At 73.4% G+C, this 11,746-nt stretch carries 10 protein-coding genes; 8 read left to right on the top strand and 2 right to left on the bottom strand.

The window, feature by feature from the left end:
- Positions 1–23: 23 nt before the first annotated feature.
- On the bottom strand, positions 24–437 hold the full coding sequence (locus BMY61_RS14010; RefSeq protein ID WP_052438656.1) for an SsgA family sporulation/cell division regulator: 414 nt from the start codon (positions 435–437) through the stop codon (positions 24–26).
- Between the two features lie 131 nt (positions 438–568).
- On the opposite strand from BMY61_RS14010, the gene BMY61_RS14005 reads away from it, so the two are divergent.
- From BMY61_RS14005 to BMY61_RS13970, 8 genes are all read left to right on the top strand, one after another.
- Positions 569–2,281, top strand: coding sequence for a molybdopterin-dependent oxidoreductase (locus tag BMY61_RS14005; RefSeq protein WP_236655995.1), 1,713 nt, complete (start codon positions 569–571; stop codon positions 2,279–2,281).
- 35 nt (positions 2,282–2,316) lie between these two features.
- On the top strand, positions 2,317–2,955 hold the full coding sequence (locus BMY61_RS14000) for a fasciclin domain-containing protein (RefSeq protein WP_174514493.1): 639 nt from the start codon (positions 2,317–2,319) through the stop codon (positions 2,953–2,955).
- 409 nt (positions 2,956–3,364) lie between these two features.
- Positions 3,365–4,480, top strand: coding sequence for an ABC transporter substrate-binding protein (locus BMY61_RS13995; protein ID WP_042447168.1), 1,116 nt, complete (start codon positions 3,365–3,367; stop codon positions 4,478–4,480).
- An 87-nt stretch (positions 4,481–4,567) separates the two neighbouring features.
- Positions 4,568–6,241 (top strand): sugar ABC transporter ATP-binding protein, encoded by a 1,674-nt coding sequence (locus tag BMY61_RS13990; protein ID WP_042447170.1) that lies wholly within the window; start codon positions 4,568–4,570, stop codon positions 6,239–6,241.
- Positions 6,238–7,203: an ABC transporter permease gene (locus tag BMY61_RS13985; protein WP_042447171.1), complete on the top strand. Its 966-nt coding sequence runs from the start codon at positions 6,238–6,240 to the stop codon at positions 7,201–7,203. Before BMY61_RS13990 ends, BMY61_RS13985 begins: the two co-directional genes overlap by 4 nt.
- On the top strand, positions 7,200–8,243 hold the full coding sequence (locus BMY61_RS13980; RefSeq protein ID WP_082014990.1) for an ABC transporter permease: 1,044 nt from the start codon (positions 7,200–7,202) through the stop codon (positions 8,241–8,243). The genes BMY61_RS13985 and BMY61_RS13980 overlap by 4 nt, the downstream gene beginning before the upstream one ends.
- Positions 8,244–8,246: 3 nt before the next feature.
- The gene (locus BMY61_RS13975) at positions 8,247–9,317 is read left to right on the top strand and encodes a LacI family DNA-binding transcriptional regulator (RefSeq protein WP_042447173.1); all 1,071 of its coding nucleotides are present in this window, start codon (positions 8,247–8,249) and stop codon (positions 9,315–9,317) included.
- A 51-nt stretch (positions 9,318–9,368) separates the two neighbouring features.
- Positions 9,369–10,463: an aldose epimerase family protein gene (locus BMY61_RS13970; protein WP_042447175.1), complete on the top strand. Its 1,095-nt coding sequence runs from the start codon at positions 9,369–9,371 to the stop codon at positions 10,461–10,463.
- Positions 10,464–10,527: 64 nt separating this feature from the next.
- On the opposite strand, the gene BMY61_RS13965 is transcribed toward BMY61_RS13970, so the two are convergent.
- The gene (locus BMY61_RS13965) at positions 10,528–11,565 is read right to left on the bottom strand and encodes a LacI family DNA-binding transcriptional regulator (RefSeq protein ID WP_236655996.1); all 1,038 of its coding nucleotides are present in this window, start codon (positions 11,563–11,565) and stop codon (positions 10,528–10,530) included.
- Positions 11,566–11,746: the final 181 nt, after the last annotated feature.

The raw sequence follows: 11,746 nt of genomic DNA, 5'->3' as shown, positions 1-11,746 counted from the left end.
AGCGTGAGGGGCAAGGGCGCGGCTCAGGCCTCCAGGGAGCGCAGGGCCGCGTCCCAGTCGACGGTGCAGCCGTCCTCTCCGCGTGGCACCAGGCGGAAGGTCTCGCCGAGGAAGTGGCGCAGGTCGGCGGCGCCGACGACGAGAACGGCGCGGACGTCGGGCGCGAGCCGCTCGATCAGGGTCCAGTCGTCGGAGAGCGGCCGGACGCGGACGTCGCCGATCCCGGTCGGCACGTGCAGGCCCTCGTCCAGCAGGTCCCGGGAGAGCCGCCAGAGGGTCGGCAGCGGCTCGGTGGCCTCGATCGCGGCGCGGATGCGCAGCACGACCGTGAAGCCCTCGTCGGGGTCGTAGCGCAGGTCCAGACGGGCCGGCCGGCACGGCCCGGTGATCAGGACGGCGGTCAGCTCGCAGCGCAGCGTGGGGGTCTTGTTCGCCATCGGTCTCGCCTCGCTTCCCTCGCTCGCACAGGCACTCGGTATTCGGGGCCGACGCCTCCCTCGGACGGGTGAAAGGCGTCCGCAATCGCGGATCGACCCATCCGGTCGGCGCCCGGGACCGAATCAAGGGTGTGAACGTACTTCGCACCGCTGTGACGGGAGCCGCGATCGGCCTGGGGGCGGCCGCGGCGGCCCTGGCCGTGGGTGACCTCGTGGCCGCGTTCACCGGGCCCGCGAGCGCTCCGGTGCTCTCCGTCGGCTCGGCGGCAATCGACCTGACGCCGACGCCGCTCAAGGACTGGGCCGTCCAGCACTTCGGCACCCACGACAAGACCGTGCTGCTGAGCGGGATCTACGCGACGATGGCGCTGCTCGCCGTGGCGGCCGGAGTGCTCGCGCTGCGCCGGCTGTGGGCGGGCGTCGCGGTCTTCGCGCTCTTCGCCGGGCTCGGGATGTGGGCGGCGGCCTCCCGCGACGCGGCACTGCTGCCGTCGGCTCTCGCCGGGCTCGCGGGCGCGGGCGTTCTGGTGCTCCTCGTCCGCCTCGCCCGCCCGGGAAGCACGCGGCGGCGCGAACCCGGCGGACCGCAGCGGACCGGAGCCTCGGCGAACGTGGCAGTGCCCAGGCCGGAGGGTCCGCCCTTGCCGGGGGCCGCGCCGTCCGCCGAGGCCGGGCCCTCACTCGTGGGTCCGCCCTTGGCCGGGACCCCGCGCGCGACTGAGGCCACCCCACCGACCGGGACCCACAAGCCCGCCGGGCCCGCGCCGCGCGGCATGGGCCGACGCGGGTTCCTGGTGGCGCTGGCCGCCACCGTGGCCGGGGCGGCGGTCGCCGAGACCGCCGCGCGGGCCCTCACCGCCGCCCGCTACAACGTCGCGAAGGCCCGAGCCGCCCTGCGGCTCCCGGCGCCCGTCGCGGCCCTGCCGCCGGTGCCCGCCGCCGTGCACCCGCCCGTGGCCGGGCTGAGCGCGTTCACCACGCCGAACGGCGACTTCTTCCGCGTCGACACCGCCCTGACGCTGCCCCAGGTACCGCCGTCCACATGGAGGCTGCGCGTCCACGGGATGGTCGACCACCCCGTGGAGCTCTCCTTCGACGACCTGCTCAGGCGCCCCCTGCACGAGCTGGACTACACCCTCTCCTGCGTCTCCAACGAGGTCGGCGGCCCGTACGTCGGCACCGCCCGCTGGCTCGGCGCCTCGCTCCCGGACCTCTTGCGCGCGGCGGGCGTCCAGCGCGGGGCGCAGCAACTCGTGGGCCGGTCCGCCGACGGCATGACCATCGGCACCCCGATCGACCTGCTGCTCGACGGCCGCCCGGCGCTGCTCGCGGTGGGCATGAACGGCGAGCCGCTCCCCGTCGCCCACGGCTTCCCCTGCCGGTCCCTGGTGCCCGGCCTGTACGGCTACACCTCGGCCACCAAGTGGCTGGTCGACCTCGAGATCACCACCTTCGCCGCACTCGACCCCTACTGGGTCCACCGCGGCTGGGACCGCACCGGGCTGGTGCGGACCGCCTCGCGGATCGAGGTGCCCGCCCCGTTCGCCCAGGTTCCGGCCGGGCCGGTGACCGTCGCGGGCACCGCCTGGGCCACCCACCGGGGCGTGGCGGCCGTCGAGGTGCGCGACGACGGCGGCCCGTGGCAGGAGGCGCGCCTGGCCGCCGACCTCGGCCCCGACACCTGGCGCCAGTGGAGCTGGACCTGGGACGCGACCGGGCAGGGGCCGCACACCCTCGAGGTCCGCGCGACCGACGGCACCGGCGCGGTGCAGCCGCAGACCCGCAACCCACCCTTCCCGGCCGGCGCGACGGGCTGGCACAGCACCGTCGTCACCGTGACCTGACCATCGACAACCAACCGGACAAGGACGTGATCCCCATGGCTGTGACCTCCAAGGCCACCGCACTCGCCGCCGCCGCCGCGGCCGGCATCCTCGCCGTCACCCTCTCCGCCTGCAGCAGCGGGAGCTCCACCAGCAACGCCGTCAACGCCCCGGCCTCGTCCGCCGCCACCAGCAGCGGGACGATGTCCGGTGCCGCGATGGCGGAGCCGTTCGGCGCGGCCTGCTCCGCCGTACCGAGCAGCGGACCTGGCAGCTTCTCCGGGATGGCCCAGGACCCGGTGGCCACCGCCGCCTCGCACAACCCGGCGCTGTCGACACTGGTCACCGCCGTGGAGAAGGCGGGGCTGACCGACACCCTCAACTCGGCCAAGGACATCACCGTGTTCGCGCCGGCCAACGCCGCCTTCGCGAAGATCCCGACGGCCACGCTCGACTCGGTGCTGAACAACAAGGCGGAACTCACCAAGATCCTCACCTACCACGTCGTGCCGGGACAGCTCAGCCCGAGCCAACTCGCGGGCACGCACAAGACGCTGGAGGGCAGCGACCTGACGGTCACCGGCTCCGGCGAGCAGTTCACCGTCAACGGCACCTCCATGGTGGTCTGCGGTGACGTCCACACGGCCAACGCGACCGTCTACATCGTCGACACCGTGCTGATGCCGAAGTCCTGACACGCCGTCCGCGGCAGTCCGGGACCAGGGGCGGGGTGCGCAAACTGCGCACCCCGCCCCTTCCGTTGTGGGCGGACGCCCCCGGGAGGGTCAGGACGTCTGCACAACGTTGGAAACCGAGCAGGAGCAGGACAGCATGCCGCTTCGGAGTTGTCCAGACCTCGTGTCACTGACCTGTTGCACAAGCACAGTTCGTCCAACTGCTGACGTGCGCAAATGCCTGGGCTTCGAGGATCGGGCGTGCGGTGATGGGCAATCACCCTTCGCAGCAGACTTCTTGACAGCCCGTCGAGCCTTGCCTCATCGTCCTCTACATCGTTGGAAACCGGCGGGTAGTCGTCAGCCGCCGTCGTGTCCTCGCGCACCTCCTCCACCCTTCCCTCTCGCAGCCAAGGATGTGATCGGGCGCATGAATCCCACCCTGCGCGCCAAGACCCCCGTCGCCGCACTGCTCGCGGCAGGCCTCTGCCTCGGTGCCGCGGCCTGCACCAACGCCGGCTCCACGACCGCCACCGGCGGCACCAGCGCCTCCGCCGCGAACTCCGCGGCCGCCCAGCAGGTCGTCCCGCCCTCCGCGAGCGCCGCCGGACCCGGCTGCACCTACCAGAGCTACGCCGGTGGCGTGCCCAAGCTGGACATCACCGACGGGAAGACGATCGTCGGGTTCTCCCAGTCCGAGTCCACCAGCAACCCCTTCCGCGCCACCGAGACCTCGAGCATCGAGGCCGAGGCCAAGCGGCTCGGCGTCAAGCTGATCGAGCGCAACGCGAACGCCGACGTCAACGCGCAGAACTCACAGATCGAGGACATGATCGCGCAGGGCGCCCAGGTGCTGATCGTGGCGCCGGAGAACTCCGCCGGGCTCGGGCCCGCACTGGCCGAGGCCAAGTCCAAGAAGATCCCGGTGCTCACCATCGACAGAACCGTCACTGGCACCGCCTGCAGCGACTTTGTGGCCTTCATCGGCTCGAACTTCTACGGCCAGGCGCAGACAGCCGCCGACGACGTGGCTGTCGCCACCGGTGGTACCGCCAAGGTCGCCATCCTCCAGGGCACCCCCGGCAACAACGTCTCCGCTGACCGCACCAAGGGCTTCACCGACGAGATCGCCGCCAAGTACCCGGGGCTGTCGGTGGTGGCCTCGCAGACGGCCGACTTCGACCAGACCACCGGGCAGAAGGTGATGGAGCAGCTGCTCCAGGCCCACCCTGAGATCACCGCCGTGTACGCCGAGAACGACGGCATGGCGCTCGGGGCGATGCAGGCGATCCGCGCCGCGGGCAAGGTCCCCGGCAAGGACATCAAGATCGTTTCCATCGACGGGATCCAGCAGGCCGTCCAGGACGTGGCGAGCGGTCAGATCGCCGCCGACATCGAGACCAACCCGCGCTTCGGCCCGCTCGCCTTCCAGTCCCTCCAGGACCTCTACGGCGGAGCCGGCGTCCAGCCCAAGGTGATCATCAAGGACAACCACTTCACCTCGGCCAACGCCCAGCAGGCCCTGGCCCAGGGCCTCGTCTACTGACGTCCCGTCCGCCCGCGCGTCGGGAGACGGCGTCCGCACCGCGGCGCCGCCGTCTCCCCGCGCCCGACCCGAAGGAGGAGGAACGACATGGTCCCGACGGACCGCACCGTCCTTGAGACGGCCGGGATCGGCAAGAGCTTCGCCGGGGTCCACGCCCTGCGCGGCGTGGACCTGACGCTGCACGCCGGGCAGGTCCACGCGCTCATCGGCGAGAACGGCGCCGGCAAGTCCACGCTGATCAAGGTGATCACGGGCGTCCACCGGCCCGACGCCGGCCGGCTGCGCTTCGGCGGGCAGGAGCGGGAGTTCCGCAGCCCGTCGGAGGCGCAGAAGGCGGGGATCTCGACCATCTACCAGGAGGTCAACCTCGTCCCGATGATGTCGGTGGCGCGCAACCTCTTCCTGGGCCGCGAGCCGCGCCGCTTCGGCCTGCTCGACGTGCGCCGGATGAACCGCGAGGCGGGGCGGGTGCTGGCCGAGTACGGCGTCGAGGTGGACGTGACCCGCCCGCTGCAGACGCTCGGCCTGGGCGCCCAGCAGATGGTGGCGCTGGCCCGGGCCGTGCAGGTCGAGGCGCGCGTGGTCATCATGGACGAGCCCACCTCGTCGCTCGAACCGCGCGAGGTGGAGACCCTGTTCTCCGTCATCCGCGGCCTGACCGCACGAGGCATCGCCGTCGTCTACGTCAGCCACCGCCTGGACGAGCTCTACGCGATCTGCGACCGGGTCACCGTGCTGCGCGACGGCCGGGTCGTGCACAGCGGCGAACTGGCCGGGCTGGACCGGCTGGAACTGGTCTCGCTGATGCTCGGCCGGGAGCAGAGCGTGGTGCGGGACAAGGGCACCACCGCGTTCGGCGCCGGGCGTCGCAGCCGCGCGGGCGGGACCCCCGCGCTGCGCGCCCGGGGTCTGTCGGTCCGCCACCGGGTGCACGACGTCTCGTTCGACGTGCACCCCGGTGAGGTCGTCGGCCTCGGCGGCCTGCTCGGCGCGGGGCGCAGCGAGACCGCGAAGGCGGTGGTCGGCGCGCTGGGCGCAGGGGCGGGCAGCGTCGAAGTGGCCGGTCGGCCGCTGGCCCGGCGCAGCCCGGCCGCCGCGATCCGGGCCGGCGTCGTGCTGCTGCCGGAGGACCGCAAGGTCGAGGGGATCGTCCCGAACCTGTCCGTGCGCGAGAACATCGTGCTCGCCGCCCTGCCCACGCTCTCGCGCGCGGGCATCGTCTCCCGCGCCCGCCAGGACGAGATCGTCGACCGCTTCGTCCAGCGGCTGCGGATCAAGACCTCCGGCCCCGATCAGAAGGTCAGTGACCTCTCCGGCGGCAACCAGCAGAAGGTGTTGCTGGCCCGCTGGCTCTGCCTGGATCCCGAGGTGCTGCTGCTCGACGAGCCGACCCGCGGCATCGACGTCGGCGCCAAGGCCGAGGTGCAGGCCCTGATCGACGAGCTGGCCTCGGACGGGCTCGGGGTGCTGCTCATCTCCTCCGACCCCGAGGAGCTGATCGAGGGCTCGGACCGGGTGGTCGTCCTCAAGGACGGCGCGGTCGTGGGCGAGCTGACGGGAGAGCAGGTCAGCGAGGAGGGGCTGCTCGCCGCGCTGTCGCACCACCCGGCCGACGAGTGCGGCCCGGTGCCCGAGCCCGAGCCCGGTCCCGATCCCGATCCTGAGCCCGGCCCCGGGATCGTGCCCGAGTCCGTGCCCCAGCCCGCGTCCGACACCGCGACCGGAACCGACTCCGGCGACGAGAAAGGCACCGCACGATGAGCGCCCTCGGCCTCGCCGGCGTCGTCCCCGACCGGGACCGCAGCCTGCGACTGCTCCAGCAGTACGGCGTCTACGCCGCCCTGCTCGTGCTGTTCGCGGTCTCCGTGGCCCTGGACACCGGCTTCCTGTCCACCGGCAACCTCCGCATCCAGCTCTTCCAGGTCGCCCCGACACTGGTGGTCGCGCTCGGCATGGCGCTGGTGATCGGCACCGAGGGCATCGACCTGTCCGTCGGTGCGGTGATCGCCGTGTCCGCGGCGGTCATCCCGCTCTACATCGGCTGGGGACTGCCCGTCGCGCTCGTGGTGGCCCTCGCGCTCGGTGCGGTCAGCGGGCTGGCCGCCGGGGCCATGGTCGCCTTCACCAAGGTGCAGCCGATCGTGGCCACCCTCGCGCTGATGATCGGCGTGCGGGGGATCGCGGAACTGGTCAACGGCGACTCCGCCAAGCCCGTCACCGACAGCGGGCTGCTCTCGCTCGGCGCCGACGGCTTCGCCGGCGTGCCGCTGATGGCCTGGATCGCCGCCGGCTGCGTCGCGCTCACCGGCACGCTGGTCCACCGGACCACCTTCGGGCGCCAGTTGGTCGCCGTCGGCGACAACCGCCGTGCGGCCCGGCTGTCCGGGCTGCCGGTGCGGCGGGTGCTGATCACCGTCTACCTGCTCTCCGGCGTGCTGGCCGCCCTCGCGGGCGCGCTGATCGTCGGCCACGGCGCCGAGGCCGACCCGGCCAACCAGGGCCTGAACATGGAGCTCGACGCCATCACCGCCGTCGTGGTCGGCGGCACGCCGCTGACCGGCGGCCGGGTGCGGGTGCTCGGCACCGTCGCCGGGGCGCTGTTCATGCAGCTGATCAGCGCCGTGCTGACGCAGCACAACGTGCACACCTCCATCACCCAGATCGTCGAGGCCGCCATCATCTGCTTCGCCGTGTACGCCTCCCAGGAGCGTGGTACCCGATGAGCCCCACCGTGCTGACCTCCGCCGTCCCGGACCGGGGGCCGGAGCCGGAGCCGCGCCGGACCACCGGCGGTGCCGGGTCCGTCGGACGCGAGCGACGCGAGCGGCTGGCCGCCCAGGTGCAGCGGCGCGGCGCGCTGGTGGTGCTGGCGCTCGTCGCGGCCGTCGCGTCGATGGTCTCGGCCACCTTCCCGACCTGGTCCAACGTCAGTGCCATCCTCGGTAACGACGCCTTCGTGTGGCTGTTGGCCCTCGGCATGACCTTCGTCATCATCACCGGCGGCATCGACCTCTCCGTCGGCTCGATGTACGCGCTCGGCGGGGTACTCGCCGCCTACGGCGCGCAGACGCACGGCACCTGGCTCGCGATCGTGCTGCCGCTCGCCGTGGGCGCCGCCTGGGGAACCGTGCAGGGGCTGCTCGTCTCCCGGGCCGGAATGGCCCCGTTCATCGTCACGCTCGCCGGGCTGCTCGGCGCGCGCGGGCTGCTGCAACTGGTCACCGACGAGGGCGCCACCACCTACCTCGTCCCGCCCGGCTCCGCCTTCCGCAGCCTGGGCGCGGGCACCTGGACGCCCGTGCTGATCGTCGCCGCCCTGTTCGGGCTCGGCGCGGTGCTGCTGACCCGGACCAGGTTCGGCGCCGACCTGACCGCCATCGGCGGCAACGAGAACGCCGCCCGGCTGATGGGCCTGCCCGTCGCCCGCACCAAGCTGCTCGTCCACGTCCTGTCCGCGACCCTCGCCGCCGCGGCCGGGGCGCTGGGCAGCGCCCGGCTCGGCTCCGGGGTCACCACCATCGGCGTCGGCTACGAGCTGACCGCGATCGCCGCCGTCGTCATCGGCGGCACCCTGCTGACCGGCGGCAGCGGCTCCGTCGGCGGGACCGTCACCGGCGTGCTGCTTCTCGCCGTGATCCACAACCTGATCGACCAGTACGCCTCCCAGTACGGCTCCGCGTTCACCGACACCGTCAACGGCGCGTTCCTCGCCGTGGTCGTGCTCGTCCAGGCGCTGCTGGCCCGCGGCCGGCAGGAGGAGTGAGCCGTGGGTGTGAGCCTCAAGGACGTCGCGCTGCGCGCCGGAGTGTCGGTCAAGACCGTCTCCAACGTCGTCAACAACTACCCCCACATCCGACCCGGGACCAGGGAACGCGTCCAACGCGCCATCGACGAGCTGGGCTACCGCCCCAACGCCACCGCCCGCCACCTGCGCACCGGACGCAGCGGCATCATCGCCCTCGCCGTCCCGGAGCTGGGCAACCCCTACTTCGCCGACCTGGCCGCGGCGGTCATCGACGCCGCGGCCCACCACGGGCACACCGTCCTGCTCGACCACACCGCCGGGCTGCGCACCAACGAGACCCTCGTCTCGCAGGGTTTCCGCTCCCACCTCATCGACGGGCTGATCCTCAGCCCGATCCAGCTGGAGAACGAGGACCTGCTGCGCCGCACGGACGGCCCGCCGCTGGTGCTGCTCGGCGAGCGCGAGTACGACGCCCCCTACGACCACATCGCCATCGACAACGTGGCCGCCGCCCGGCTGGCGGTGCGTCACCTGCTGGACCTGGGACGGCGTCGGATCGCGTTCGTCGGCGCCCGCCGCGAGACCCTGCGCCAGCCTGCTCACCTGCGACTGCGCGGCTGGCGAGAGGAGATCCTGCGGGCCGGCGGCACCCCGCGCGACGAGCTGGTCGTCGCCACCGACGGCTACGACCGCCTGGACGGGGCGGTCGCCATGACCCGCCTGCTGGCCCTGCCAGAACCGCCCGACGCCGTCTTCGCCTACAACGACCTGGTCGCCCTCGGCGCGCTGCGGGTGCTGGCCGAACGCGGCCTGCGCGTCCCGCAGGACGTGGCCGTCGTCGGCTTCGACGACATCGAGGACGGCCGCTACGGCGGCGTCTCGCTCACCACCGTCGCGCCCGACAAGGCGGCCATCGCCCGGCTCGCCGTCGACTGCCTGATCGCCCGCATCGAGGCGGGCGCCGGGGGCGCCGCGGGCGCGGACCGGGCCGCGATCGTGCCCCGCCGCATCCTGCCCGGCCACACGCTCGTGGTCCGCGAGTCCACAACGGGCCGCGCCCGGGCGGCCGAACCCCGGCTCGTGCCCGGCTGAACGGCGACCCGCACGACGCCCGCATCCGCCCCCGAGGACGTGAAGGATCCCATGCCGCAGCCACGCCTGACCCGCGCCCCGTTCGGCGCCCTGCCGGACGGCACCACCGTCGCCCGCTGGACCCTCGACTCCGGGACCGGTGTGCGCGCCGAGGTGCTGGAGTACGGCGGCGTCCTGCACCGCCTGGAGGTGCCCGACCTGTCCGGCCGCGCCGACTCCGTGGTGCTGGGGCTCGCCGACCTCGCCGCCTACCGTGCCGACAGCGCCTACCTCGGCGCGCTCGTCGGCCGGTACGCCAACCGCATCGCCCACGGCCAGTTCACCCTCGACGGGCGCGCCCACCAGGTGCCGGTCAACGACCGCGGCCACGCCCTGCACGGCGGCCCCGACGGCTTCAACCGGCGGGTCTGGCGGGCGACGCCCAGGCCCGGCCCGTACGCCGCCGCGCTCCGCCTGGACCTGCGCAGCCCCGACGGCGACATGGGGTTCCCCGGCACCCTCGACGTCACCGCCGTCTACACCCTCGACCGGCACGGCACGCTGCGCCTGGAGCTCACCTCCCGCACCGACCGGGCGACCCCGGTCAACCTCACCCATCACGCCTACTTCCACCTCGGCGGGCCCGGCCGCGGCGACGTGCTCGCCCACCGGCTCGCCGTCGACGCGGACACCTACCTGCCGGTGAACGCGGAGGCGATCCCGCTCGGCGAGTTCGCCACCATCGCCGGCACGGCCTTCGACTTCCGCTCGCCGCGTCCCGTGGGGGAGTGCCTCGACGCCGACGATCCGCAACTGCTCGCGGCGGGCGGCTACGACCACTGCTTCGTGCTCACCCCGCCGCCCGCGCCCGGCGCGCTGCGGCGCGCCGCGCGCCTGCACGAGCCGCGCAGCGGGCGGCGGTTGGAGGTCTGGACGACCGAGCCGGGGTTGCAGGTGTACAGCGGCAACGCCCTCGACGGCTCACTGCGCGGCCCGGACGGCAAGCGCCACGAGCGTCACGCCGCGCTGTGCCTGGAGACCCAGCAGTTCCCCGACGCGCCGAACCGGCCCTGGTACCCGGACCCGGTCCTGCGTCCGGGCACCTCCCGGCGCAGCACCACCGAGTTCCGCTTCCCGCACCTGTCCGCGCCGCGCGCGGACCGCTGAGCGGGAGGCCCCGATGACCGCCCGCTGTCCACGACGCTTACCGAGCCCGCGCTCTGACGAGACCTCAGCGGGCCGAGGTGCTGCTCTCGCGCACCACCACCCGGAAGCCCGGTGTGATCAGCCGGCTCGGGCCGTCGTAGCGCTTCTCGATCCGCTCCATCAGGCAGCGCACCGCGAGTTCGGCGATGTGGCGCTTGTCGGGTGCCACCGTGGTCAGCGACGGGATGGCGTACTCGGCCTCCTCGACGTCGTCGAAGCCGACGATCGCGATGTCGTCCGGCACCCGCAGCCCCGCCTCGTGCGCGGCGCGCAGCGCGCCGAGTGCCAGCAGGTCGTTGAAGCAGAACACCGCGTCCGGACGGTCCGGCAGCTTCAGCAGCCGCCGCATCGCCGACGCGCCGTCGGGGCGGAAGTAGGCGCGGACCGGAGGCAGCAGGGCCTGGTCGACCGTCAGGCCCGCGCCCTCCAGGGCGGTGCGGAAGCCGGTGAGGCGCTGCTCGGCGGTGGCGCGCGGGGAGGGGTCCTGCCAACCGATGGCGGCGATCCGGCGGTATCCCTCGTCGATCAGGTGCCGGGTCACCGCGCGGGCGCCCGCGACGTTGTCGATGTGGACGCGGTCCGCGACCGGGCCGAGGTCGGCCTCGCCGAGCAGGACCAGGGGGATCTCGCGCGAGCGGGACAGCAGCGTCGCCTGGTCCAGGCCGAGCGGGCTGAGGATGACCCCGTCGATCATCGGGTCGCCGAGGCCGGAGGCGATACGCAGTTCGGCGGCCGGGTCGCCGCCGGTGTCGTCCATCAGCACGGTGATGCCGACTCTTCGTGCCGCCGCGATCACCTCGACCGCGAGCTCGGCGAAGTACGGCGAGGGCAGCTCCGGGAAGGCCAGGGCGATCACCCCGCTGCGCCCGGTGCGCAGCCGACGGGCGGTCAGGTTCGGGTGGTAGCCGAGTGCGTCGATCGCCCGCTGGACGCGCTCGCGCGTCGCCTCGGCCACCGGCGTCGTGCCGTTGACAACGTTGGAAACCGTCTTGACGGAGACCTGCGCCAGCTCCGCCACGTCCTTCAGACGTGGGGCCGTCGGGCCCTCGGTCGGCATGGACATGCCTGCACCCCCACCTTCCGCCGACCGTGCGCGAGGGAGCGAGGCCGGCACCTGCGCCGCGACTACAACGTGAGAATACAAGGTCAGCGGTGAACTGCCGTCAGGTCTGCCACAGCTCGGGGCCGTCGGGCGGAGCGCGGGCGCCGCCGCGCCCGTCGCGCATCCCCACCGCACCCCCGCC

Source organism: Streptacidiphilus jiangxiensis, assembly GCF_900109465.1.
Taxonomy (GTDB): domain Bacteria; phylum Actinomycetota; class Actinomycetes; order Streptomycetales; family Streptomycetaceae; genus Streptacidiphilus; species Streptacidiphilus jiangxiensis.
This window is presented reverse-complemented; position numbering and strand designations above follow the sequence as displayed.